The organism is Mycolicibacterium fallax (assembly GCF_010726955.1).
In the GTDB taxonomy this organism is placed as follows: domain Bacteria; phylum Actinomycetota; class Actinomycetes; order Mycobacteriales; family Mycobacteriaceae; genus Mycobacterium; species Mycobacterium fallax.
This window is the reverse complement of sequence record NZ_AP022603.1, coordinates 2,028,973-2,053,346: the sequence shown is the minus strand read 5'-3', so window position 1 is coordinate 2,053,346 and position 24,374 is coordinate 2,028,973. Positions and strand designations below refer to the sequence as shown.

Here is a 24,374-nt window from a genome sequence, read left to right as displayed (position 1 = left end):
GAGTAACAAAGGGGTGCACCGGTGAGTGAACCGCTGCCGAGCTCGATGCTGAATCCGGCCCAGCGCGCCGAAAGCTGGGCGCGGCTGGGCAGCGAGCAGTTCGACGTCGTGGTGATCGGCGGGGGCGTGGTCGGCGCGGGCGCCGCGCTGGACGCCGCGACCCGCGGGCTGAAGGTGGCGCTGGTGGAGGCCCGCGACCTGGCCTCGGGCACCTCCAGCCGGTCCTCGAAGATGTTCCACGGCGGGCTGCGCTACCTGGAGCAGCTGGAGTTCGGACTGGTCCGCGAGGCCCTGCACGAGCGCGAGCTGTCGCTCAAGACGCTGGCCCCGCACCTGGTCAAGCCGCTGCCGTTCCTGTTCCCGCTGACCAAACGCTGGTGGGAGCGGCCCTACATGGCCGCCGGCTTCTTCCTCTACGACCAGCTCGGCGGCGCCAAGTCGGTGCCCGCCCAGAAGCACCTGTTCCGGGCCGGGGCGCTGCGGCTGGCCCCCGGGCTCAAGCGCAGCTCGCTGGTCGGCGGCATCCGCTACTTCGACACCGTCGTCGACGACGCCCGGCACACCATGACGGTGGCCCGCACCGCCGTGCACTACGGCGCGGTGCTGCGCACCTCCACCCAGGTGGTCGGCATGCTGCGGGAGGGCGACCGGGTGGTCGGGGTGCGGGTGCGGGACTCGGAGGACGGCGCGGTCACCGAGGTGCGCGGGCACGTCGTCATCAACGCCACCGGGGTGTGGACCGACGAGATCCAGGCGCTGTCCCGGCAGCGCGGCCGGTTCCGGGTGCGGGCATCCAAGGGGGTGCACATCGTGGTGCCCCGGGACCGGATCGTCAGCGAGGTCGCGATCATCCTGCGCACCGAGAAGTCGGTGCTGTTCGTCATCCCGTGGGGCACGCACTGGATCATCGGCACCACCGACACCGACTGGAACCTCGATCTCGCGCACCCGGCGGCCACCAAGGCCGACATCGACTACATCCTGGACCAGGTGAACCGGGTGCTGGTCACGCCGCTGAACCACGACGACATCGACGGCGTGTACGCCGGGCTGCGGCCGCTGCTGGCCGGGGAGAGCGACGAGACCTCCAAGCTGTCCCGCGAGCACGCGGTGGCCATCGCCGCGCCCGGGCTGGTCGCGATCGCCGGCGGCAAATACACCACCTACCGGGTGATGGCCGCCGACGCGATCGACGCGGCCGCCGAGTTCGTGCCGACCCGGGTGGCGCCGTCGATCACCGAGAAGGTGCCGCTGGTCGGCGCCGACGGCTACTTCGCGCTGGTCAACCAGACCCAGCACGTCGGCGAGCCGTTCGGGCTGCACCCGTACCGGGTCCGGCACCTGCTGGACCGCTACGGCTCGTTGATCGGCGACGTGCTGGAGCTGGCGGGCGCCGACCCCGAGCTGCTGGAGCCGATCACCGCCGCACCGGTCTACCTGAAGGTGGAGGCCGCCTACGCCGCGGCGGCCGAGGGCGCGCTGCACCTGGAGGACATCCTGTCCCGCCGGATGCGGATCTCCATCGAATACCCGCACCGCGGGGTGGACTGCGCTCGCGAGGTCGCGCAGATCGTCGCGCCGATCCTCGGCTGGAGCGAGGCGGACATCGACCGGGAGGTGGCCGGCTACACCGCCCGGGTGGAGGCCGAGGTGCTGTCCCAGGCCCAGCCCGACGACGAATCCGCCGACGCGCTGCGCGTCGCCGCGCCCGAGGCGCGCGCGGAGATCCTCGAACCGGTGCCGCTCAACGGGCCGTGACGCGCCGCCGCGCCGCCCCGCTGCCGGTCCGCGACGGGCTGGGCCCAACCCGGGTCCGGCTGGAGGGCGGACCGGTGCTGGCCGAGCTGACCCGGCGGTTCGGGCCGGCGGCCGCCGCCAAGGTGCGGGCCGGTGAGGTGGTCACCGCCGACGGCGGGATCGTCGATGCGGCCACCACGGCGCGGCCCGGCGCGCCGGTCTACCTCTACCGCGACCTGCCCGAGGAGGTCCCGGTGCCTTTTGCGATCCCGATCCTGCACCGCGACGACGACCTCGTCGTCGTCGACAAGCCGCACTTTCTGGCCACCATGCCGCGCGGCAGGCACGTGGTGCAGACCGCGCTGGTGCGACTGCGCCGCGACCTGGACCTGCCCGAGCTCTCGCCCGCGCACCGGCTGGACCGGCTGACCGCCGGGGTGCTGATGTTCACCACCCGCCGCGAGATCCGCGCGGCCTACCAGGGCCTGTTCGCCCGCGGCGAGGTGCACAAGACCTACCTGGCCCGCGCCGGCGTCGACCCGGCGCTGCGGTTTCCGATCACCCTGCGCTCGCGCATCATCAAGCAGCGCGGTCGGCTGCAGGCCTTCGAGGAACCGGGGGAGCCCAACGCCGAGACCCGCATCGAGCATCTCGGCGACGGGCTGTACCGGCTGACGCCGCGGACCGGGCGGACCCATCAGCTGCGGGTGCAGCTGGCCTCCCTCGGCCTGCCGATCCAGGGGGACCCGCTCTACCCCGAGGTGATCGACGTCGCCCCCGACGACTTCGGCGCCCCGCTGCAGTTGTTGGCGCACAGCCTGGAGTTCACCGACCCGAGCACCGGCGCGCTGCGGCGGTTCGTCAGCCGGGCTCAGTTGGCCGCGGACCGCGGGCCGAGTTGCTCGGTGGCCGACGGTTGCCCGCCGCTGCGCCAGTTGTAGACCCCGACCAGCATCATCCGCAGCTGCCGCACCGCGGTCTGGCGGATCTGTTCGACGGTGGCCGGGTCGGTGGAGTCCTCGGTGGCCTCGGCGATCGAGATCATCGAGTTGACCATCAGGCTGGCCAGCACATTGAGGTCCTCGTGCGTCCAGCGGGTCAGGCCGGGGATGCGGGCCAGGTCGACGGCCAGCTCGGAGGTGATGATCCGGATCTCGCTGCGGATGGCGTGCCGCAGGGTGGCCACCCCGCTGTGCCGTTCGCGGGCGATGAACCGCCAGTGCTCGGGCTCCTGGCGTACGCCGCTGATCAGGATGTCGATCGAGGACTCGATGATGCGGCTGGGGTCGAGTTGGCCGGTGCGGGCGCTGCGCAGCAGGTCGCGCAGGGTGCGAAACGATTCGTCGATCAGCACCAGGCCCAGGGCGTCCATCGAGTCGAAGTGCCGGTAGAACGCGGTCGGGGCGATGCCGGCCCCGCGGGCCACCTCGCGCAGGCTCAGCGCGGAGAAGCTGCGCTCGGACAGCAGGTCAAGGGCCGCGTCCAGGATCGCCCGCCGGGTCGCTTCCTTGCGCTCGTCGCGGGAGGTGGCCACCGCGGCGTCGGTCGTTCCGCGGGACCGCGAGTTCGAGCGCGCACGAGCCTCCCGGATGCGCGCGGCGCGTCCGGATGACGGTTTGGGTGTACGACTGTCCACTGAATGTGAACGCTAACACAATCGGCGATTCGCCATTGACGAACCAGGCCGCCCGCCCGCATGGTGTACACATGTTCACTGAAATGCTGAGCCCTCGCCTCAAAGCGCGAGTGTCGGAATCGTCGCTGCTGAAGGTGCTGTCCTGGCCGCAGGGTGTGGACAGCTTCACCGAGGTCGCCGACCGGTCCTGGACGCAGCACGAGGGTCGCGCCACCGTCACCGCGGTGCGCTGGCAGACCCCGCGCAGCGTCACCCTTACCCTGCGCCCGAACGCGCTCGGAGCACAGTTGTTCGCCGATTTTCGGGCCGGGCAGCACATCAACGTCGCGGTCGAGATCGACGGCCGCCGGCACACCCGGTGCTACTCGCCGGTGGCCGCCGAGGGCAGTGCGCTGATCGAGCTGACCATCGGCCGGCACGACGGCGGCCTGGTGTCGGACCACCTGTACCGGCACGCCCGCCCCGGCACCGTGGTCGGGATCGGCGCACCGGCCGGCGACTTCGTGCTCGACCCGACCGACGCCCGGATCCTGCTGGTCTCCGGCGGCAGCGGCATCACCCCGGTGCTGTCCATGCTGCGCACCCTGCGAGCCGGCGGCCACACCGGCGAGGTGGCCTTCGTGCACTACGCCCGCACCCCCGAGGACGTCGCCTACGCCGCCGAACTGCGCGAGCTGGCCGCCGCCGAGCACACCACCGTGCTGTTCGGCTACACCCGCTCCGGCGCCGGCGAACTGTCCGGCCACCTGCGCGCCGAGCACCTGGCCACCGCGTTGGCCGACCCGGATGCGGTCTACGTCTGCGGCCCCGCCGCGCTGGTCGACGCGGTGCGCGAGGTGCACCCCGAGGCCCGCTCGGAGAGCTTCGTGCCGCCGGCGTTTCGCCCCGGTGCCGCCTCCGGCGGCCTGGTCTCGTTCGCCGGCAGCGAGGTGTTCGTCGAGGACGACGGCAAGACCCTGCTGGAGCAGGCCGAGAACGTCGGGCTCACCCCGGAGTTCGGCTGCCGGATGGGCATCTGCCACGGCTGCACCCGGCTGAAGTCCAGCGGCGTGGTCAAGAACGTCACCACCGGCGTCGTGTCCTCGGCCGAGGAAGAAGAAATCCAGATCTGCGTGACGGTGCCCTGCGGCGACGTCGTCGTCGAGCTCTGAATCCGAACCACCCGCATCCCGCCAACCCCTTAGAACACTCCCCAGAAAGGACGCGACATGACTGCTGTCGCAGAACCGATCTACATCGACGACACCGCCGAGGTTCTCCAGCCCGAGCAGGTCTTCGAGAAGCAGGTGGGCGACGTCCACGTCCGGCTGACCAAGACCGAGATGGACGAGTTCGGCCGCGAGCTCGACGCCATCCGGCACCGGATCCTCGCCGACCTGGGCACCCGGGACGCCGAGTACATCCGCGACATCATCAAGCTGCAGCGCAAGCTGGAGGTCGGCGGCCGCGCGCTGCTGTTCCTGGGCATCCTGCCGCCGGCCTGGCTGGCCGGCACCACGATGCTCGGCCTGGCCAAGATCCTCGACAACATGGAGATCGGCCACAACGTCATGCACGGCCAGTACGACTGGATGGGCGATCCGGGCCTGCGCGGCCAGGAGTTCGAGTGGGACAACGCCTGCCCGGCCGACCAGTGGCGCTACACCCACAACTACATGCACCACACCTACACCAATGTCGTCGACCTGGACCGGGACGTCGGCTACGGCATCCTGCGGATGAGCAAGGAGCAGAAGTGGGATCCCTACTTCCTGTTCAACCCGCTGTGGGCGTTCCTGCTGATGGTGCTGTTCCAGTACGGCGTGGCGCTGCACGAGCTGGAGGCCGAGCGGATCCGGGACGGCGAGATCGGCTTCCGGGACAAGCGCGAGGTGCTCTCCGAGGTCTGGGGCAAGGTCAAGAAGCAGACGATGAAGGACTACGTGGCCTTCCCGCTGCTGGCCGGGCCGTTCGCGCCGGTGGTGTTCGCCGGCAACATGGTCGCCAACCTGATGCGCAATGTGTGGTCGTACACGATCATCTTCTGCGGTCACTTTCCGGCCGGCGTCAGCGAGTTCTCCCTCGACGAGGCGCGTGAGGAGTCCCGCGGCCACTGGTACTTCCGTCAGGTGCTGGGTTCGGCGAACCTCACCGGCGGCAAGTGGTTCCACATCTTCAGCGGCAACCTGTCGTTCCAGATCGAGCACCACCTGTTCCCGGACCTGCCGGCGCACCGCTACCAGGAGATCTCCCCGCAGGTGCAGGACATCTGCCGCCGCTACGGCATCCCGTACAACAGCGGCCCGATTCACAAGCAGTTCGGCTCGGTGATCAAGAAGATCATCAAGCTGGCGCTGCCGCCGGGCCTCGGCGGCATCGGCGAGCGTGCCAAGCGGGCCCCGCGCCGCCAGGTCCGGGCCGAGTTCGACGCCCGCCAGGCCGCCGAGGCCGCCGGCGAGGTTGTTCGCGATGCCGGCGAGCCGTCGGTCAAGCCCTACCGGGTGAAGGCGATCACCGGGTAGCTCATCGACCGCCGGGCGCCCCGGCCGGGAAACCGGCCGGGGCGCTCTTGGCTGCGGGTCAGCGCTGGCACGACGGGCACCAGAAGCTGATCCGCGGACCGTCGTCGGAGCGCCGGATCGGCGTGCCGCAGCGCCGGCAGTCCCGGCCGGCCCGGCCGTACACCCACAGCTCCCGGCCGCGGCGGGTGTCGCCGGTGGTGGTCCGGATGGCCCGGGTCAGGTTGGTCGACAACATCAGTCGGGCCCGATTGACCAGCCGGACCGGGTCGGGAACGGCGCGCACCGGGGACCCCGGGGCGACGCCGGTGACGAAACACAGCTCGTTGGCGTACACATTGCCGATACCGGCCAGGTTGCGCTGATCCAGCAGCGCCGCGGCCAGCGGGCGGTCCGGGGCGGCCAGCAGGTTGGCCACCGCCGGCCCCGGATCCCAGTCCGGGCCGAGCAGGTCCGGGCCCAGCTGGGCCACCGCGGCCAGGTCCGCCGAGCGATCCAGCACCTCCAGCAGGTCCAGATCCACCCCGGTGGCGCGGTTCTCGGCGGTCGCCAGGATCACCCGGATGCGGTGGTCGGGCACCCGCGGCGGCCCGAGTCGCCAGGTGCCGTCCATCCCCAGGTGCGAGTGGATGCTGGCCCGGCCGGCCCGGATGAACAGGTGCTTGCCGCGGCAGAACACCTCATCGACCCTCGCGCCGGTCAGATCCACCGTCGCGAACCGCGGTACCCGGATGTCGCAGCGCGTCAACACCTGCGCGGTCAGCGCGGTGCGCAGCGCGGCGGCGGTGCGGTAGACGGTGTCGCCCTCGGGCACGGCCTCAGCTCCGCAGCCGCAGTCCGCGCGGGGTGCGCGCGAAGCCCGCCTCGACCAGCGCGGCCGGATCGGGGCCGCGGGCGTCCAGGGCCGACACCCCGTCGATCCGCTGCACCAGCAGGCCGCCGATCCGGTGCTCGCCGACCAGCCGGGCCAGGGCCTCGGCGGCGACGGTCAGCGCCGCCGGGTCGGCGGGAAAGCTCAGCAGGGACTTGCCGCCGCGTTCCAGAAACCACACCAGCTCGCCGTCGACCAGCACCACCAGCGCCCCGGCCCGCCGGCCCGGCCGGTGCGCGCCGTCGGCCTGGTCGGGTCGCGACGGCCAGCCCAGCGCGGCGCCGTAGGGGTTCGCCGGATCGGTCGCGGCCAGCACCAGGCCGGTCGGCGGGCCGGCCGCGGGCTCCAGCGGATCGGCGAAGCCGCGCAACCGGTCGACCGTCGCGGCCGAGGCGAACTGCGCCCCGCCCAGGGACTCCACGAAGTAGCCGCGCTGGCAGCCGCCGGCCTCCTCCAGCGCGGTCAGCACCTTGTAGAGCATGGCGAACCCGCCGGGCACCTGCTCGGCGGTCGCCGCGCCGCGGGTCAGCACGCCGTGCCGGGCCAGCAGCAGATCGGCCAGCAGGGCCATCCCGGCGGTGCTGTCGGGCGCCGGCTCGGGCAGCGCCGACCAGCGCCCGGCCACCGTCGGATCCACCGACCGGGGGTGCGCGCCGAGCTGGCCGAACCGGCTGGGCCGCGCCGGCCGCCGTCGACCGGGGGTGCCGGGCCGCGGCCGACGCGCCGGGCCGAGCAGCCGGGCGCGCACCGGGGCGAAGGTGTCCCCGGTGACCCGGCCGGACCAGATCAGCTGCCAGAGCGCCTCGGTGGCCTCCTCCTTGGGCACCGCGGCGTCAAGCACCCCGGCTTCGAGCTGCCGGAAGAAGTACGCGCCGCCGCCGGCCAGCGCGGCCAGGATCGCGGTGTGGGCCGGGGACAGGTCCAGCTCGGCGGGGGCGGCCAGGGTGGCCGGGGCGGTGTCGGCCGGGTGGAAGGCGACCCAGCCGTCGCCGCCGGGCAGCGCCCCGGCGCCGGACCACAGCACCTCCCCGGAGGCCAGCAGCTCGTCGAGCATCGCGGCGGAGTAGTCCCGGACCCGTTGCCCGAAGATCAGCGGTTCGACGGCGGAGGCGGCCAGCGGCACCCCGGCCAGCTGATCGATCACCGCCAGCAGCCCGTCGGGCCCGGAGCCGGCACCGAACTGCTGCCAGGCCGGCAGGAAGCGGGCGTAGGCGGCGGTGGAGACCGGCTCGATCTGGGCCCGCAGCGCGGCCAGCGAGCGGCGCCGCAGCACCCGCAGCACCCCGGCGTCGCACCACTGCTCGGCGCCCGGGGAATCGGTTGGGGCGTCGGTGAATTCGCCGCGGATCAGCCGGCCGTCGACGGCCAGCCGGGCCAGCACGTCCCCGGCGACCCGCAGGCCCAGCCCGAATCGGGCGGCCGCGTCGGCCGTGCAGAACGGTGCCCGGGTGCGGGCGTAGCGGCCGAGCAGCTCGCCGAGCGGGTCGGTGACCGGGTCGGTGAATTCGGCCGGCACCCCGGGCGGGACGGCGACCCCGACGCCGTCGCGCAACCGGCCGATGTCCTCGATCGCGGTCCACCACTGCGCCCCGGCGTAATTGACCGCCAGCACCCGCCGCGCCCGGTGCAGTTCGCCCAGCCAGCCGGCGGGGTCCGCGGCGGCGCGCGCGGCGACTTCGGCGCTGGTCAGCGGGCCGAGCATCCGCAGCAGGTCGGCCACCCCCTCGGCATCGCGGGCGGCCCGGTCGGGATCAAGATGCTGCAGCGCGGCGCCGGTGCTCGCGATGACGTCGGGATCGAGCAGCTCGCGCAACTCCACCCGGCCGAGCAGCTCGGCCAGCAGCGTGGTGTCCAGTGCCAGTGCGGCGGCGCGGCGTTCGGCCAGCGGGCTGTCGCCCTCGTACATGAACGCCCCGACGTAGCCGAACAGCAGCGCCGCGGCGAACGGGGACGGGCTGCCGGTTTCCACCTCGACGACGCGGATTCGGCGCCCGGCGACGTCGCGCATCAGCGCGGTCAGCGCGGGCACGTCGTAGACGTCCTGCAGGCACTCGCGGACCGTCTCCAGCACGATCGGGAAGTCGGGGTAGCGCCGGGCCACGTCGAGCAGCTGCGCGGCCCGCTGGCGCTGATGCCACAGCGGGGAGCGTTTGCCCGGGTGGCGCCGCGGCAGCAGCAGCGCGCGGGCGGCGCACTCGCGGAACCGGGCGGCGAACAGTGCCGAGCCGCCCACCTCGGCGGTCACCACGGGCTCGATCTCGTCGGCGTCGAACACGAAAAGCTCAGCCCCGGGCGGGGTTTGCGCGGTGCTGTCGGGCAGTCGGACGATGATGCCGTCGTCGGAGGCGGTCGGCTTCTCGTCGATGCCGTAGCGATCCCGCAGCCGGCGGCCGATGGCCAGCGCCAGCGGACCGTGCACGCCCAGGCCGTAGGGGGAGTGCAGGATGATCCGCCAGTCGCCGAGCTCATCGCGGAACCGTTCCACCACCAGGGTGCGGTCCCCGGGAACCGCGCCGGTCGCGGCGCGCTGCTCCTCCAACAGCCGGCGCAGATTTTCGGTGGCGTAGTCGTCGAAACGGATTGCCGCGCAGCGTGCCTCGAAGTCGCCGGGTTCCAGGCCGGCCAGCTCAGTGGTGAATGCGCCGACCGCGGCACCCAGCTCGGCGGGCCGACCGACGTTGTCGCCGCGCCAGAACGGCAGCCGGGCCGGGGCACCCGGAGCCGGCAGCACCAGCACCCGATCGTGGGTGATCTCGGTGATCCGCCAGCTGGTGGCGCCCAGCGAGATGACGTCCCCGGGCCGGGACTCGTAGACCATCTCCTCGTCGAGTTCGCCGACCCGGGTGGGCTTTTCGACGTCGGAGCCGGACAGGTACACGGTGAACTGGCCACGGTCGGGGATCGCGCCGCCGGAGGTCACCGCCAGTCGCTGCGCCCCCGGCCGGCCGGTCAGGGTCGCGGTGTCCCGGTCGTAGACGATCCGCGGCCGCAGTTCGGCGAACTCGGTGGACGGGTACTTACCCGAAAGCAGGTCCAGGGTGGCCTCAAACGCGCTGCGCGGCAACGCCGCAAACGGCGCGCTGCGGCGCACCGTGTCGAACCAGTCGTCGGCGTTGAGCTGCTCCAGCGCGCAGGCGGCGACGGTGTGCTGGGCCAGCACGTCGAGCGGGTTCGACGGCACGGTGAGGGTCTCGATCCGCCCGGCCCGCATGCGCTCGACGGTGACCGCGCAGCCGATCAGATCGCTGCGGAACCGGGGGAACAGCACACCGCGGCTGATCTCGCCGACCTGGTGGCCGGCCCGCCCGATGCGCTGCAGGCCGCTGGCCACCGATGGCGGCGAGCCCACCTGGATGACCAGATCGACCGCGCCCATGTCGATCCCGAGCTCCAGGCTGGAGGTGGCGACGACGGCGCGCAGGCTGCCGCGTTTGAGGGATTCCTCCACCTCGGCGCGGGTTTCCTTGGACACCGAGCCGTGGTGGGCGCGGGCCAGCACCAACTCGGCGCCGTAGGTCTGGCCGCTGCCCTGGATCTGCGCGGGTGCGCCGCCGGGTACCGCCGGGTTGTGGCCGCCGAGGGTGACCCCGGAGCGTTCGGCGTGAATCTCGTTGATCCGGGCGGTGAGTCGTTCGGCCAGCCGACGGGAGTTGGCGAACACGATCGAGGAATTGTGCGTCTCGATCAGGTCGACGATGCGCGCTTCGACGTCGGGCCACAGTGATCCGCCGTCGAGGTCGGTCATATCGGGCACCGGGACGACCACGTCGAGCTCGAAGGTCTTGGCCGCCGGGGGAGCGACGATCCTGGCCGGCCGGGCCCCGGACAGGAACCGGGCGACTTCCTCGGGCGGGCGCACCGTTGCGGACAGGCCGATCCGCTGTGCCGGGCGCTCCAGCAGCGCATCGAGGCGTTCCAGCGACAGCGCCAGGTGGGTGCCGCGCTTGGTGCCCGCGACGGCGTGCACCTCGTCGACGATCACGGTGCTGACGCCGCTCAGGGTGGACCGGGCCGCCGAGGTCAGCATCAGGAACAGCGACTCGGGGGTGGTGATCAGGATGTCCGGCGGGCGGGTGACGAGCTCGCGGCGCCGGTGCGGCGGGGTGTCGCCGGAACGGACGCCGACGGTGATCTCCGGGGCCGGTAGGCCGTGCCGGGCGGCGGTGCGGGCAATGCCGGCCAGCGGGGTGCGCAGGTTGCGTTCGACGTCGACGGCCAGCGCCTTCAGTGGCGAGATGTAGAGCACCCGGGTGGCCGGGGCAGCGCGTTCGTGGGCGGCAGGCTCGTGGGCCTCGGGCGCCGCGGGTGCGGCGAGGCGGTCGACGGCCCACAGGAACGCCGCCAGGGTCTTGCCGGAGCCGGTGGGGGCGATGACGAGGGTGTTCTCGCCGTCGGCGATGGCGTCCCAGGCCTGCGCCTGGGCGGCGGTGGGGGCGGCGAAGGTGCCGGCGAACCACTCCCGGGTCAGCGGGGAGAACCGCGCCAACGGGTCGGGGCTGCGGTCCATCCCTCCATGGTGCCAACGGGCCCCGACAGTCGGTGTCGCGGGCGTACCGGAGGGCGTGACTCAGGTCTGCGAGGTCTTGGGCGAGGCCTTGCCGGCGGCCTTCTTGGCGGGTGCCTTCTTCGCCGGGGTGCCCGCGGCGGTCGTGGCCGATGCCTTCTTGGCGGGGGCCTTCCGGGCGGTCGATGTGGCGGCTGTCTTCTTCACCGGCGCCTTCTTCGCCGGCGCCTTTTTCAGCGGCGCCTTTTTCGCCGAGGGAGTGGTTTTCTTGGCGGCGGGCGTGGCCTTCTTGGCCGGGGCGGCAGCCGCCGAGACGGACGCGGCCCCGGCCGGGGTGGCCGGTGCGACGACGACGTCCTCGACGGCGGCCTGGACCTGCTCCAGCAGTTCCTCGGTGTGCTGGACGTCGGCCTCGGCGGCCTCCACCCGCTGGGTCAGGCTGCGGGTGGTGACCAGGTGCCCGACGCCGACGGCCAGCGCGACCGGCCAGTCGAGCACCTGCAGCGCGGCCAGCGCACCAAGGGCGCCGTAGAACGCGAGTTGCCGGGGCGGGGGTACCGAAACCCGCCCGACCAGCGGAAGCTGGATGGAGAACCGCTCGGCCTGCTGCACCAGCTTGCTGATGTCCCGGTGCTCGTCCACGAACGATTTCGTCGATTCCAACATTTTTATCTCCGTTCAGTCACTGAGTACTGACTTTTTACCGATGCTTCGGTTAGGCTGCCCTACATGAGTGAGATCGCTCGGGCAATGAGTCCGGACACCCTGCTGTCGACCGGTGTCCAGCTGCTCACCCCGCCCATTCGCGAGTTCTACGCGCTGCTGGTCCGCGCGGGCGTCCTCGTCATCGACGACTGACCCCGCCGTAGCGCCAGCGGAGGCGGGTCCCGTCGTCCCGGCAACGCCGACGACTGACCCCGCCGTAGCGCCAGCGGAGGCGGGTCCCGTCGTCCCGGCAACGCCGACGACTGACCCGCCGTAGCGCCAGCGGAGGCGGGTCCCGTCGTCCCGGCAACGCCGACGACTGACCCCGCCGTAGCGCAAGCGGGCATCACAGGTCCTCGATGAGGTCCGCCACCAGATCCAGCACGGCCTCCTCGGCGACCTGCGCACCCAACGATTCGTCGGCCTGCTCTTCGGCTTCGCGCCGGCGTTCGGCCCGCTCCCGGTCCCCGGGGACGGCAGTGTCCGCGGACTTCAGTACCGTCTCCGCGCCGGACGCCAGCTTCTGCCCGGCCCACTGACCGGCCTTCTCGACGAGGTCCGGGGCCACCTTGGCGAACGCGGTTGCCGCGCCCGCGGCCAGTGCCGCCTGACCCCAGCCGATCGGCCCGAGCGGGGTGCAGCCGAACAGCTGGCTGATCCCGGGAGTGCTGATCATCCCGGCCATCACCACGAAGGTGCCGGCGCTGGTGGCCACCACCAGCGGCCCGTGTGACTCCGAGACGATCGAGAACAGCTGGGTCAACACCAGCCCGGCCAGGCCGACGGTCGCCGCGCGTTCGGGTCGCCCGGTCATCCGGCCCATCGCCCACGCCGTCGTCGCGCCGAGCGTGGTCGAGGCGCCGTGCACGTAGATCGCCCGCCACAGCGCGTCCTCGTCGAAGTCGGCCAGCCCGTTGCCCAGCTGCGGGCTGACCGCCAGCGCCGCCGCGGGCAGCGCGTCGGTGAGCATGTTGATCAGCAGGATCTGCCGGGCCGACAGCGCCGGCTGCCCGGTCAGCAGGCTGGTGATCAGCGCGAAGGCGACCTCACCGAGGTTGTGTCCGACGAGCATCGACACCGCGGCCTGCACCCGCCGCCACAGCTGGTGGCCCTCGTCGATGGCGTCGACCAGCGCGCCGATCTGGCCGTCGAGCAGCAGCACGTCGGCGGCGGTGCGGGCGGTGTCGCTGCCGCTGGCGACCAGCCCGACGCCGACGGTGGCGGCGCGGATCGCGGCCGCGTCGTTGGCGCCGTCGCCGACCATCGCGGTGACCAGGTCGGCGGCCTCCAGGGCCTGCACCACCTGCACCTTGTGCTCGGGCGCCATCCGGGCGAACACCTGGCAGCGCCGGACCGCCTCGATCCGGCCGTCGGTGGTCAGCACCTCCCATTCGGTGCCGGTGATGATCTCCGTGTCGGACACCGTCAGGCCCAGGTCGCCGGCGATCACCCTGGCTGTGACCGGGTGGTCGCCGGTGATCAGCCGCACCCCGATGCCGCGGGACTGCAGTTCCGCCAGCAGCGGTCGGGCCGACGGCCGCGGGGTGTCGGCGATGCCGATTGCACCGATCGGGGACAGCTCGGCGGCGCACAGCTCGGCGAACACCACCGGATCGGCCTCGGCGGCCGCCACCTGCTCGTCGGTCAGGTACCGGTCGGCGACGGCGATGACCCGCAGCCCGGCCGCGGTCATCTCCGCGATCAGCGGGCTGAGCGGGTCGCCGCCGTACAGCGCGCCGACGATGGCCTCGGGGGCACCCTTGACCGACAACCGGTTGCCGTTGATCGCCGCGGCGTACTGCCGATCGGACTGGAACGGCAGGTGTACGTCGACGCCGGTGATGTCCAGGCCGAGTTCGGTGGCCTTGAGCCGGATCGCCTCGTCGGTGGCGTGGTCGATGCGCTGGCCCTTGCGCGGCAGCACGGTGTCGAGGGCGGCGCTGAGCAGGTCGGCCTGATCGACGCCGTTGACCCCGCGCAGGGCGGTGACCTGCAGCCGGTTCTCGCTGAGCGTACCGGTCTTGTCGAAGCACACCACATCGAGCCGGGCGAACGCCTCGATGGCCCGCGGGTTGCGGATCAGCACCTCGTTCTCGGTCAGCCGGCGGGCGGCGGCCAGCTGCGCCAGCGTCACCACCAACGGCAGCCCCTCGGGTACCGCGGCCACCGCGATCGCCACCCCGGAGGCGGCCGACGTCCGCAGCGGGTTGCCGCGCAGCAGCGACAGCAGCCCGACCGCACCGCCGCCGGCGAGGCTCCACGGCAGCGCCTGGTTGGTGATCCGGGTCAGCTGGGCCTGCAGGCCGACCTTGCGGGCCTTGCGGGCCTGCATCGCCGAGGCCCGGTTCATCTGGGTGCTGCCGCCGACGGCGGTGACGACGGCGGTGGCCCGGCCGGTCACCAGGGTGGTGCCGGCGAAGAGCATTCCGGAGCGTTCGGCCAGCGGGGCGCCCGGGGTGGGGTCGAGGTCCTTGGGCACCGGCAGCGATTCCCCGGTCAGCGCGGACTCGTCGGCCTCAGCGGATTCGGCGGCCAGGATCCGGCCGTCGGCCGGCACCACCTCGCCGGAGACCACCAGAATCAGGTCGCCGAGCGCCAACCGCCCGGCCGGCACCATCTCGAAGTCCGGTTCCCCGACGGCGCCGCGCAGCCGGCGGGCCAGCGGCTCCTGCACGGCCAGCAACTCGCCGAGCACGCGTTCGGCGTGCACCGACTGCTGCGCGGAGATGCTGGTGTTCAGCAGCAACACCCCGCCGACCATGGCGGCGTCCAGCGGCGAACCCAGCAGCGCGGTGGCCACGGCACCGGTCGCCAGGATCGGGGTGATCGGGTCGTCGAGGTCTTCGCGGATCGCCTCGAACATGTCGCCGGCCCAGCCCCAGACGGCCCCGACGGCCGCCGTCAGCGGCCGCAGCGGCGTCAGCGCGCCGGCCAGCACGGTGCCGTCGTCACCGTCGGCGGCCTCGTCGGTGCGATCCGGGCGCGGCAGCAGCCGGGTCACCTCGTCGACCGGCAGCGCGTGCCAGTCGTGGCCGGACTCCGGGTGCGGCAGCGGACCGTCGAACACCTTCGCGCCGAGCCGGTAACCGGTCCACAGTGCGGCCAGCGCGGACAGGTTGACCGAGCCGGGGCCGCTGCCGGGCACGTCGGGGATCAGCATCAGGGCGCCGAGCACCGAGCCCGACGCCGCGGCCTGCACGCCGCGTTCGGCGGCCCGGGCGGCGGCAGGCAGGGCGCGGACAAACCGCCACACCCCGGCCAGGTCCGGCAGCAGCAGGTCCGCACCCCAGGGCGGGGTGCTGCCGTCGCGCCACAGTCCGACGGTGATCGCGCTGGGCAGCGCGGCCACCTCGGCCGAGCCGGTCAGCACCGCGACCTGCCGCTCGGCGTCGTGCAGCTCGCCGAGCGCGGCGGCCAGCGCCGCGTCGGCGGAGCCGGTGTGCGCGAACAGTTCGTCGAAGCCCTGGCCGAGCGAGCGCAGCCCGTCGTCGGCGAGCGCGACGACCCGCAGCCCGACCCGGCGGGCCTCGGTGACCAGCGCGGCCGCCAGCGGATCGCGCAGCGGGCTGACCAGGGCCTGCCCGGTGTCGCCGGCTCCGGGGATGTCGGCCAGCGGGTGCCAGCCGGGGGACAGCGCACCCTCTTGCAGGGCGGCCCGGGCGGCCGCCCAGGCCGGCCCGCGATCGGCGGGGTCGACGCCGGTGATCTGGGTCACGGTCAGCTCGTCGGTGTGCAGCACCCGCGGGTCGATCAGCAGAGTGTCGATGACGTCGAGCCGACGCAGCACCGCCGGGCGCAGGATCAGCGCGTCGTGCCGGCCGATCAGCCCGCGGCCCAGCGAGATCGCGAACGACTCCCGGGTGCTGCGGACGGGTAGGGCGGCGGCGGTCACGGCGGCCGCGCCGGCCAGGTCGCTGTCGCGGGTGAAGACGCCGAGCGCGGCGGCCGCGCCCAGCCCGACGGCCGCGGCCCGGTCGGCGTAGCGGTCTCCGACGCCGCGGGCCAGGTCGGCGGCGTTGCGCGGCACCCTGGGGTGGGTGTCGGGGGCGGCGAGGGCCTGACGGGCCAGCTGTTCCTCGGCGAGCTGCCAGCCGCGTCGGGCGGTCAGTGTCTCGGCGGCCAGCATCCACCGGGTGGCGGCCTCGTTGGCCAGCCCGGTGGCGGACAGGGTCACGGTGCCGGTGACGCCGGCGGCCAGTGCCATCGCGAGTTCGCTGCCGTAGGGTCCCAGGTGCGCCTGGATCCGGCGGCGGACCGTCGGCGACGAGCCGGCCAGCGTGAACGGTGCCGCCACCGCCCGGGTCAGGCCCATCATCCGCAGCGCGGCACCGGCGGTACCGATGCCCAGCCCGACGGTGGACACCGAGGCGGCCAGCAGCCGGCCGGCCAGCGCGGCGTCGTCGCCGGGCAGCGTGGTCGGCAGTTCGCGTTGCCGCTCGCCTGCGGCGTGTTCCTCGGCCTCGGCGACGATCCGTGCCAGCGCGCGGGCACTCGGCCCGTGCTCGCCGACGGTGACCACGACGCGCGCGGTGGCCTGGTTGACGACGGCGTCGCGGACCCCGTCGGTCTCGGTGAGGAAAATCGCCACCTCGGCGGCGATCCGCTCGCCGTGCGGGCCGGCCAGGCCGCGCACCTCGATCCACCGGCGCTCGCCGCGGGTACTGGTGCGCCGCACCGGCGGACCGGACAGCGCCTCGACCACCATGCCCGCGGCGTCCTGCACCAGTTCGGCGGCCTGCGGCACCGGGGCCAGCGCCGCGCCGAGCACCGCCCCGGTGACGTTGCGGCCGGCCTTGAGCGCGGTGTCGCCGCCGACCAGGGCGGCGCCCACGGCGAACTGAGCAACCCGAAACGGGGTGGACAGCAGTCCCATGAAAATCGTGTCCCTTTACTTGCTTTTCTTGAGGCCGGGGATACCCAGGGCGAATCGGGATCGGCGGGGGTTGGCCGCCCGGACCGTGTGGATCTGCGGGAAGTGTGCGGTGACGGTCTCGCGGACCAGATCGTCGAGGGTCTTGTGCCCCAGCGAGCAGCCGTGACAGGCGCCGGTCATGGCGACGGTCAGGACGCCCTCGCGCACGGATTCGACGGTGATGCCGCCGCCGTGTGAGGCCGCGACCGGCGCGACCTCGCGGGCGATCAGCTCGGCGATCCGCTCGGCCAGCAGCTCGCCGGACAGCGCGGGGGTGTGCGGCAGTTGGCGCAGCGCGGCGAACAGGGCGGTGCGCACCACCGGGCCCGCGGTGTCCCAGGAGCTGCCGTCGGCCAGCCACGTGCGGATCTCCCCGGCGCCGATCTCCGACCTGGCCAGCACGCCGTCGGCGACCAGCCGGTCCAGCACGGGCAGTTCGGCGGGCAGCGTCGCGGTGGTGACCCAGCGCAGCATCTGGGGATCGGTGGATGCCTGCGGGTGCAGCGACACCGTGGTGGTGGCCGGGCCGCTGCTCATGGCGACCAGTCTGTCACCCGGTGAGCGCAAGCGTTAATTGGCGAGCGAGGAAGGCGCCCACCCAGGCGAGCACGATCATGTAGGTCCACGCGATCGCCGGCCAGCGCCACGAGTTGGTCTCCCGCCGGATCGTCGCGACCGTCGACATGCACAGCAGCGCGTAGGCGAAGAAGATCAGCAGCGCGACGATCGTCGGCGTGTTGAACAGCAGTTCGCCCTGGTGCGGGCCGGAGGTCCAGGCCGCGCTGGTCAGCGACAGCGTCGGGTTCTCGGGGTCGACGGCGGCGAAGATCTGGCCCATCGTGGAGATGAACACCTCGCGGGCGGCCATCGCGCCGATCAGGCCGACGACGATGCGCCAGTCGAAGCCCAGCGGTTCGAAGATCGGCGCCAGGAACTTGCCGATCGACGCGGCGATGGAATTGTCCAGCACGTGGGCCGCGGCGTCCGCCTCGCTCATCCCGGCGATCTCGGCGGTGCGGGTCGGCAGGTTCAGCAGGAACCACAGCACGATCGAGGTGGCCAGGATGATGGTGCCGGCGCGCTGCAGGAATGCCCGGGTGGAGTCCCACAGGCTCAGCGCCACCGACCTGGGCGACGGGAACCGGTAGGGCGGCATCTCCATGTAGAACGGCAGCAGTTCGCCGCCCAGGACGCGGGCCTTGAACACCCCGGCCGCCAGCATCGCTGACACGCCGCCCAGCAGGTACATGCCGAACATCGCGATGCCCTGGGTGGAGAACGGGCCAACCCGCGAGGAGTTGTCGACCAGCAGCCCGATCAGCAGGATGTAGACCGGCAGCCGCGCCGAGCAGGTCATCAGCGGGGCCGCCATCGAGGTGGCGATCCGGTCCCGCGACGACGGCATGGTGCGGGTGGCCATGATGCCGGGCACCGCGCACGCCATCGATGACAGCATCGCCACGAACGCCCGACCCTCCAGGCCGGTCAGCGCCATCACCCGGTCGACCAGGAAGGCCGCCCGGGACATGTAGCCGACGTTCTCCAGCAGCGCCAGCAGCAGGAACATCAGCATGATCTGCGGGATGAACACCAGCACCGCGCCGACGCCGCCGATGATGCCGTTGGCGACCAGCCCGGCGATCATCGAGTTCGGGATCAGCTCGGCGGCCTGGGTGCCGAGCCAGCCGAAGCCCTGCTCGACGAGGTCCTGCAGCGGCGCCGCGACGGTGAAGATGACCTGGAAGAACAGGAACATCACCGCGAAGAAGATCAGCGTGCCGAAGATCGGATGCAGCAGCAGCCGGTCGATGCGGGCGCTGCGGGCGTCCGGCTCGGGGGCCCGGTACCGGGCGGCGTCGAGCACCGAGGTGATCCACGCGTTGAACTCGTCGTCGTCGCGCGGCGGCGCGATGGGCGCCCGCGGCCAGTCCTGCGGGGCGGCCAGCAGCCGGCGCAGCGCGTCGAAGCCTTTGCCCCGGCTGCCGACCACGCCGACCACCGGGACGCCCATCGCCGCGGCGAACGCGTCGATGTCGACGTGCCCGCCGCGGGTGGCGAGTTCGTCGATCATGGTCAACACGATCATGGTCGGCTTGCCCAGTGACATCGCCTGGGCGATCAGCGACATCGACCGTTCCAGCACGGTGACATCGACGACGACGGACAGCGACTCCGGTGCGGTGATACCGGTCATCTCGCCGTTCAGCACGTCGGCGACGATCTGTTCGTCCGGGCTGATCGGGTGCAGGCTGTAGGTGCCCGGCAGGTCCTCGATGGTGAACTCGACGATGCCGTCGGGGCCCTTGTACCGCCCGGTGCCGACGGTTCGGGTGACGGTCACCCCGGGGTAGTTGCCGGTCCGCGCGCGCATCCCGGTCAGCTGGTTGTAGACGCTGGTCTTGCCGGCGTTGGGGCTGCCGACCAGCGCGATCCGGGTAGTCCCCGGGGTCGGCTCGACGGAGGCGTCGGGGCCGTGGCAGGCCGCGGTCACAGCGCGACCACCGAGACGTGGCACGCCTCGTTGGCTCGCAGACACATGTCGTAGCCGAGCAGGCGGTACATCACCGGGTCTCGCAGCGGCGCCCGGCGGCGGGCCTCGACGACGTTGCCCGCGCGAAAGCCCAGGTGGCGCAGCCGCGTGGTGACCTCGACCGGGGCGTCTTCGGACAGCCCGACGATCAGCGCGCTGGACCCGGTCTTGAGCTGGGTCAGCGAGAACGGCGCTGCGGGTGGGGACGCTGCGGGTGGGGACGCTGCGGGTGGGGACGCTGCGGGTGGGGACTCGGACATCGTCGGGCCTCTCGGGGGCATGCTCGGCCGGGGCGACGATGCCCGCGGCAGTTCAGAGTTTAGCCATGCCAAACCTTGCTCAGCCGGTGCAGCGGTCACCGTCGTCGGGGTCCAAGGTCACCTCGCGCAGGATCCGGCGGAACCGGGTCAGCTCCGACCCGCCGACCAGCGTGCAGCCATGCTCTTCGGCCAGCCGCCGGGCCGCCGGGGTGAAGCCCTGGTTGGACACCACCATGGTGCGCGTGCAGTCCTGCATCGGGGCGCCGGCCACCACCTGCTGCACCGCGTCCGGGCCGACCGGGCGGGACAGCCGCTTGCACTGCACGGCAACGCGGCGGGGCCGGTGCCCGACGATCAGGTCCACCCCCCAATCGCCGGAGTAGGGCGTCATGATCACCGGCAGGCCGGCGCCGCGGGCCAGGTTGGCGATGTGCTCCTCGAACTCGGTGCCCGACATCGCCAAGTGCCGGGCGCCGCGGTCCTCGCCGGGCCGCGGCGTGCGCAGTCCGGTCAGAGTGCCGGCCAGGAACCCGGCGACCGGGCGGGAGGTGGCGATCGGCCCCAGCACGGCGAGCGCGGCCACCGCCAGGGCGAACCGCGGGTCGGCCCCGGCGGCCGCGACCGCTGCGCCGGCGAGCAGCCCGGCCGGCAGCGCTGAGGTGAGTCGCACGGGGCCGAGAGTATGTGCCGGCACTGACAGTCCGGGGCGCGCCAGGGACAATGGCGCTATGCCCGACAAACCAGAACCCAGCACCGGTGACAATCTCGGCCGTATCGACGACGACGTGCGCGCGTCGTTCCGATTCGCGGTGATCGCCACCGCGGCCGCCGGACTGGTGTTGCTGATCACGTCGTTCTGGCTGCGGGGCTGCGGGCCGATGACCGACGTCAGCACCGCGGCGTGCGGCCGGCCCGAACGCATCTCGCTGGCGGTGCTGTCGCCGCTGGTGTTGTTCGGTACCGCCTGCTACGCGTTCGTCAAGACCATCCGGGTGTGGCGGGTCCGGCGCACCTGGTGGGGGTGGCAGGGCGTCGGCTGGTTCCTGCTGACGCTGATGGTGCTGGTCCTGACCACGTTCTTGCCGGCGCTGGCCGGCTCGGGCCTGAGCGCGGGTTAGCCGCCCACGCCGTGGGTCAGCCGCATCTCTCGCCCTTGCGGACCACGCCGACGGCGGCGTAGGTCTCCGGTGTGACGGCGGTGCCCGGCTTGGGCAGCTGCGAGCACACCTTCCACATGTTGGTGGCGTACTGCTTCTGCGGGTAGCCGGCAATGTTGATCGAGTCGAGCTCGACGGGGAACCCGGCGTCCAGGTGCGCCATGGTCTCCTGGGCCTCGGCCAGGCTGCCGCCGCGCAGGTCGGGCATCGCGACTCCGGAGCCGCCCTCGTCGTCGTCGGCGGCGGCGGTGCCGGCCGTCGCGAACGGACCGGCAAGCAACAGGGCGGTGATGGCCAGCGCGGCAGTGCGCCTCATGGTGAAACCCCCATCATCGTGGTCTGTGGCGAATGTACCCCAGCACCGGGTTAACCGCTGGTCGTCGCCGGTCCGTTACAGCAGGCCCAGGGCGGCGACGGCGTCGCGCTCGCCGCGCAGCTCGGCGACCGAGGCGTCGATGCGCTGCCGGGAGAACTCGTTGATCTGCAGGCCCTCGACGACCTGCCAGTGGCCGTCGACCGAGCGGCACGGCAGCGAGCACACCAGCCCCTCCTCGATGCCGTAGACCCCGGGGGAGGGCAGTGCGACCGACGTCCAGTTGTCCGGATCGGTGCCGTGCACCCAGTCGTCGATGTGGTCGATGGCGCCGTTGGCGGCCGAGGCCGCCGAACTCGCGCCGCGGGCCTCGATGATCGCGGTGCCGCGCTTGGCGACCGTCGGGATGAAGTCCTCGGTCAGCCAGTCGGTGTCGGCGGCATAGTCGGCGCCGGAGCGGCCGGCGACCCGGGCGTGGAAGATGTCCGGGTACTGGGTGGCCGAGTGGTTGCCCCAGATGGTCATCCGGGTGATGTCGGCGACCGGCACGCCGCTGTGCCGGGACAGCGCCGCCACCGCCCGGTTGTGGTCCAGCCGGGTCAGCGCGGTGAACCGCTCGGCGGGGATGTCCGGGGCGTGCTTGGCGGTGACCATCGCGTTGGTGTTGGCCGGGTTGCCGACCACCAGCACCCGCACGTCGGCGCCGGCCCCGGCGTTCAGCGCGTTGCCGGCGGTGGCGAAGATCTCGGCGTTCGCGCCGAGCAGGTCGGCGCGCTCCATGCCCTTGCTGCGCGGCTTGGCGCCGACCAGCAGCGCGACGTCGACGCCGTCGAACGCCCGGACCGGGTCGTCGTAGATCTCCAGGCCGGCCAGCAGCGGGAACGAGCAGTCGTCGAGTTCCATCACCACGCCCTCGGCGGCCCGCACCGCGGCGGGCAGCTCCAGCAGCCGCAGCACGATCGGGGTGTCGTGGCCGAGCATGGCGCCGGCGGCGATCCGAAACAGGGCCGCGTAGCCGATCTGGCCGGCGGCCCCGGTGACGGTGACGATCTGGGGTCGGGTCATGGCGTTCACCCTAAGGGGTGCGCGGCGGCGAAACGACGCACGGCGTCGGCGCCGACCCGGGCGGCCTCAGCGTGCCCGTCGCGGGCCCGGGAGTCGACCGCGCCGGTGGCCGGGTCCAGGGTCAGCTCGGCCAGCATCTCGCCGGTCGTCGGCTCACAGACCGCCCAGCTGTACCGCCGGTCGGCGGCCCAGTCGGCCTCGCACCGCGCGACGTAACCGGGGTCATCGGTGCCCAGGTCGGCCAGCGCGGGGCGATCGTCCATCCGCTCGTCGGACCGCAGCGCGCGCAGGTACCACCCGCCGGCGTTGATCTCGATCGGCTGCATCCTCGGGGGAGGCTAGTCCTTGATCTCGGCGATGACGGTGCCCTGGGTGACGGCCGCGCCGGCCTCCACCGCCAGGCCGGTGATGGTGCCGTCCTTGTGCGCGGTGACCGGGTTCTCCATCTTCATGGCCTCCAGGACCACCACCAGATCACCGGCGGCGACCTGCTGGCCCTCCTCGACGGCGACCTTGACGACGGTGCCCTGCATCGGGGCGGTCACCGAGTCGCCGGAGGCCTTGGCGCCACCGCCGCCGGCGCGCTTGCGGGCCTTGGGCTTGCGCCGCACGGCGCCGTGTCCGCCGCCGTTGCCGGCGACCAGGTCGGCGGGCAGCGAGACCTCGAGGCGACGGCCGCCGACCTCGACGACGACCTTCTGCCGCGGCTCGGCCTCTTCCGCGTCGTTCTCGCCGCCACCGGTGAACGGTTCGACGGTGTTGTCCCACTCGGTCTCGATCCAGCGGGTGTGCACGGTGAACCCGTTCTCGTCGCCGACGAAGGCCGGGTCACGAACCACCACGCGGTCGAACGGGATGACCGTGGCCAGGCCCTCGACGTGGAACTCGTCCAGGGCGCGACGGGCGCGCTCCAGCGCCTCGGTGCGGTTCGCGCCGGTGACGATCAGCTTGGCCAGCATCGAGTCGAACTGGCCGCCGATCACCGAACCGGTCTCCACACCGGAGTCCATCCGGATGCCGGGGCCGGTGGGCGGGTCGAAACGGGTGACCGGGCCGGGGGCCGGCAGGAAGCCGCGGCCGGCGTCCTCGCCGTTGATCCGGAACTCGATGGAGTGCCCGCGCGGCTCCGGGTCCTCGGTGATGTCCAACTTCTCGCCGTTGGCGATGCGGAACTGCTCGCGCACCAGGTCGATGCCGGAGGTCTCCTCGGTGACCGGGTGCTCCACCTGCAGGCGGGTGTTGACCTCCAGGAAGGAGATCAGGCCGTCCTGGCCGACCAGGTACTCCACCGTGCCCGCGCCGTAGTAGCCGGCCTCCTTGCAGATCCGCTTGGCGGACTCGTGGATCTCGGTGCGCTGGGCGTCGCTCAGGAACGGTGCCGGGGCCTCCTCGACGAGCTTCTGGAAGCGGCGCTGCAGCGAGCAGTCGCGGGTGCCGGCGACGACGACGTTGCCGTGCTGGTCGGCGATGACCTGGGCCTCGACGTGGCGCGGCTTGTCCAGGTAGCGCTCGACGAAGCACTCGCCCCGGCCGAACGCGGCCACGGCCTCGCGGGTGGCCGACTCGAACAGCTCGGGGATCTCCTCGATGGTGCGGGCGACCTTCATGCCGCGGCCGCCACCGCCGAAGGCGGCCTTGATCGCGATCGGCACGCCGTACTCCTTGGCGAACGCGACGACCTCGTCGGCGTCCTTGACCGGGTCCGGGGTGCCGGGCACCAGCGGGGCCTTGGCGCGGGCGGCGATGTGCCGGGCGGTGACCTTGTCGCCGAGGTCCCGGATCGACTGCGGGCTGGGCCCGATCCAGATCAGCCCGGCGTCGATGACGGCCTGGGCGAATTCGGCGTTCTCCGAGAGGAAGCCGTAGCCGGGGTGAATCGCGTTGGCGCCGGACTTGGCGGCCGCGTCCAGCAGCTTGGCGAAGTCCAGGTACGACTCGGCCGAGGTCTGCCCGCCCAGGGCGAACGCCTCGTCGGCCAGCCGCACGTGCGGGGCGCTGGCGTCGGGCTCGGCGTAGACCGCCACGCTGGCCAGACCGGCATCCTTGGCGGCGCGGATCACGCGGACGGCGATCTCTCCACGGTTGGCTACCAGGACCTTGGTGATGGTCGCGTTAGCGGAATTGGGCACCTGTGCCTCCTAGCAGCTGGCATCTCTAAGAAAGGTCTTTAATAATGCGTCGGGTCA

The 24,374-nt window shown here is 72.6% G+C and carries 19 protein-coding genes; 6 read left to right on the top strand and 13 right to left on the bottom strand.

Annotated features, from left to right (window positions below; all coding sequences use genetic code 11):
- Window positions 1–45: 45 nt before the first annotated feature.
- The gene (locus G6N10_RS09700) at window positions 46–1,758 is read left to right on the top strand and encodes a glycerol-3-phosphate dehydrogenase/oxidase (protein WP_275994596.1); all 1,713 of its coding nucleotides are present in this window, start codon (window positions 46–48) and stop codon (window positions 1,756–1,758) included.
- Window positions 1,755–2,678, top strand: coding sequence for a pseudouridine synthase (locus tag G6N10_RS09695; RefSeq protein ID WP_085095286.1), 924 nt, complete (start codon window positions 1,755–1,757; stop codon window positions 2,676–2,678). The genes G6N10_RS09700 and G6N10_RS09695 overlap by 4 nt, the downstream gene beginning before the upstream one ends.
- On the opposite strand, the gene G6N10_RS09690 is transcribed toward G6N10_RS09695, so the two are convergent.
- The gene (locus G6N10_RS09690) at window positions 2,609–3,373 is read right to left on the bottom strand and encodes a TetR family transcriptional regulator (protein WP_085095285.1); all 765 of its coding nucleotides are present in this window, start codon (window positions 3,371–3,373) and stop codon (window positions 2,609–2,611) included. The genes G6N10_RS09695 and G6N10_RS09690 overlap by 70 nt on opposite strands.
- A gap of 71 nt (window positions 3,374–3,444) precedes the next feature.
- On the opposite strand from G6N10_RS09690, the gene G6N10_RS09685 reads away from it, so the two are divergent.
- Window positions 3,445–4,524 carry a flavin reductase family protein gene (locus tag G6N10_RS09685; RefSeq protein ID WP_085095284.1) on the top strand — a complete coding sequence of 360 codons (1,080 nt, stop codon included), beginning with the start codon at window positions 3,445–3,447 and terminating at the stop codon, window positions 4,522–4,524.
- A 171-nt stretch (window positions 4,525–4,695) separates the two neighbouring features.
- A complete protein-coding gene (locus tag G6N10_RS09680) occupies window positions 4,696–5,874 on the top strand; it encodes a fatty acid desaturase family protein (protein WP_234810525.1) in 1,179 nt (392 codons plus the stop codon).
- A gap of 58 nt (window positions 5,875–5,932) precedes the next feature.
- On the opposite strand, the gene nei2 is transcribed toward G6N10_RS09680, so the two are convergent.
- From nei2 to G6N10_RS09665, 3 genes are read right to left on the bottom strand one after another with little or no spacing between them, the layout of a single operon-like run.
- On the bottom strand, window positions 5,933–6,685 hold the full coding sequence (nei2, locus tag G6N10_RS09675) for an endonuclease VIII Nei2 (RefSeq protein ID WP_085095282.1): 753 nt from the start codon (window positions 6,683–6,685) through the stop codon (window positions 5,933–5,935).
- A 4-nt stretch (window positions 6,686–6,689) separates the two neighbouring features.
- Complete coding sequence (locus G6N10_RS09670; protein ID WP_085095281.1) at window positions 6,690–11,249, bottom strand: ATP-dependent helicase; 4,560 nt, start codon at window positions 11,247–11,249, stop codon at window positions 6,690–6,692.
- A gap of 60 nt (window positions 11,250–11,309) precedes the next feature.
- A complete protein-coding gene (locus G6N10_RS09665; protein ID WP_085095280.1) occupies window positions 11,310–11,912 on the bottom strand; it encodes a hypothetical protein in 603 nt (200 codons plus the stop codon).
- A gap of 63 nt (window positions 11,913–11,975) precedes the next feature.
- Between G6N10_RS09665 and G6N10_RS20595 the strand changes: the two genes are divergently transcribed.
- A complete protein-coding gene (locus G6N10_RS20595) occupies window positions 11,976–12,104 on the top strand; it encodes a hypothetical protein (protein WP_263993560.1) in 129 nt (42 codons plus the stop codon).
- A gap of 193 nt (window positions 12,105–12,297) precedes the next feature.
- On the opposite strand, the gene G6N10_RS09660 is transcribed toward G6N10_RS20595, so the two are convergent.
- The 5 genes from G6N10_RS09660 to G6N10_RS20390 form a co-directional block, all read right to left on the bottom strand.
- Window positions 12,298–16,824, bottom strand: coding sequence for a cation-translocating P-type ATPase (locus G6N10_RS09660; protein WP_085095279.1), 4,527 nt, complete (start codon window positions 16,822–16,824; stop codon window positions 12,298–12,300).
- Between the two features lie 15 nt (window positions 16,825–16,839).
- Window positions 16,840–17,400: a NifU family protein gene (locus G6N10_RS09655; protein WP_085095278.1), complete on the bottom strand. Its 561-nt coding sequence runs from the start codon at window positions 17,398–17,400 to the stop codon at window positions 16,840–16,842.
- Window positions 17,401–17,413: 13 nt separating this feature from the next.
- Window positions 17,414–19,354, bottom strand: a complete 1,941-nt coding sequence (gene feoB / locus G6N10_RS09650; protein WP_085095277.1) for a ferrous iron transporter B — start codon at window positions 19,352–19,354, stop codon at window positions 17,414–17,416.
- On the bottom strand, window positions 19,351–19,653 hold the full coding sequence (locus G6N10_RS09645; RefSeq protein ID WP_163742357.1) for a FeoA family protein: 303 nt from the start codon (window positions 19,651–19,653) through the stop codon (window positions 19,351–19,353). The genes feoB and G6N10_RS09645 overlap by 4 nt, the downstream gene beginning before the upstream one ends.
- A 79-nt stretch (window positions 19,654–19,732) precedes the next feature.
- On the bottom strand, window positions 19,733–20,323 hold the full coding sequence (locus G6N10_RS20390; protein WP_234810521.1) for a restriction endonuclease: 591 nt from the start codon (window positions 20,321–20,323) through the stop codon (window positions 19,733–19,735).
- A 58-nt stretch (window positions 20,324–20,381) separates the two neighbouring features.
- Between G6N10_RS20390 and G6N10_RS09635 the strand changes: the two genes are divergently transcribed.
- Window positions 20,382–20,771, top strand: a complete 390-nt coding sequence (locus G6N10_RS09635) for a hypothetical protein (protein WP_085095275.1) — start codon at window positions 20,382–20,384, stop codon at window positions 20,769–20,771.
- 16 nt (window positions 20,772–20,787) lie between these two features.
- Here the strand turns inward: G6N10_RS09635 and G6N10_RS09630 are convergent, their stop codons facing one another.
- The 4 genes from G6N10_RS09630 to G6N10_RS09615 form a co-directional block, all read right to left on the bottom strand.
- On the bottom strand, window positions 20,788–21,126 hold the full coding sequence (locus G6N10_RS09630) for a PASTA domain-containing protein (protein ID WP_085095274.1): 339 nt from the start codon (window positions 21,124–21,126) through the stop codon (window positions 20,788–20,790).
- A 75-nt stretch (window positions 21,127–21,201) separates the two neighbouring features.
- Window positions 21,202–22,188 (bottom strand): malate dehydrogenase, encoded by a 987-nt coding sequence (locus tag G6N10_RS09625; RefSeq protein WP_165757664.1) that lies wholly within the window; start codon window positions 22,186–22,188, stop codon window positions 21,202–21,204.
- 5 nt (window positions 22,189–22,193) lie between these two features.
- Window positions 22,194–22,514 (bottom strand): hypothetical protein, encoded by a 321-nt coding sequence (locus G6N10_RS09620; protein ID WP_085095271.1) that lies wholly within the window; start codon window positions 22,512–22,514, stop codon window positions 22,194–22,196.
- Window positions 22,515–22,526: 12 nt separating this feature from the next.
- Window positions 22,527–24,317, bottom strand: coding sequence for an acetyl/propionyl/methylcrotonyl-CoA carboxylase subunit alpha (locus G6N10_RS09615; RefSeq protein ID WP_085095270.1), 1,791 nt, complete (start codon window positions 24,315–24,317; stop codon window positions 22,527–22,529).
- Window positions 24,318–24,374: the final 57 nt, after the last annotated feature.

Coding starts and splice junctions, on each gene's coding strand:
- G6N10_RS09700 (WP_275994596.1), top strand. CDS start 46: ATGCTGAATCCGGCCCAGCGCGCCGAAAGCTGGGCGCGGCTGGGCAGC.
- G6N10_RS09685 (WP_085095284.1), top strand. CDS start 3,445: ATGTTCACTGAAATGCTGAGCCCTCGCCTCAAAGCGCGAGTGTCGGAA.
- G6N10_RS09680 (WP_234810525.1), top strand. CDS start 4,696: ATGGACGAGTTCGGCCGCGAGCTCGACGCCATCCGGCACCGGATCCTC.
- G6N10_RS09670 (WP_085095281.1), bottom strand. CDS start 11,249: ATGGACCGCAGCCCCGACCCGTTGGCGCGGTTCTCCCCGCTGACCCGG.
- G6N10_RS09665 (WP_085095280.1), bottom strand. CDS start 11,912: ATGTTGGAATCGACGAAATCGTTCGTGGACGAGCACCGGGACATCAGC.
- G6N10_RS20595 (WP_263993560.1), top strand. CDS start 11,976: ATGAGTGAGATCGCTCGGGCAATGAGTCCGGACACCCTGCTGTCGACC.
- G6N10_RS09660 (WP_085095279.1), bottom strand. CDS start 16,824: ATGGGACTGCTGTCCACCCCGTTTCGGGTTGCTCAGTTCGCCGTGGGC.
- G6N10_RS09655 (WP_085095278.1), bottom strand. CDS start 17,400: ATGAGCAGCGGCCCGGCCACCACCACGGTGTCGCTGCACCCGCAGGCA.
- G6N10_RS09645 (WP_163742357.1), bottom strand. CDS start 19,653: ATGTCCGAGTCCCCACCCGCAGCGTCCCCACCCGCAGCGTCCCCACCC.
- G6N10_RS09635 (WP_085095275.1), top strand. CDS start 20,382: ATGCCCGACAAACCAGAACCCAGCACCGGTGACAATCTCGGCCGTATC.
- G6N10_RS09630 (WP_085095274.1), bottom strand. CDS start 21,126: ATGAGGCGCACTGCCGCGCTGGCCATCACCGCCCTGTTGCTTGCCGGT.
- G6N10_RS09625 (WP_165757664.1), bottom strand. CDS start 22,188: ATGACCCGACCCCAGATCGTCACCGTCACCGGGGCCGCCGGCCAGATC.
- G6N10_RS09620 (WP_085095271.1), bottom strand. CDS start 22,514: ATGCAGCCGATCGAGATCAACGCCGGCGGGTGGTACCTGCGCGCGCTG.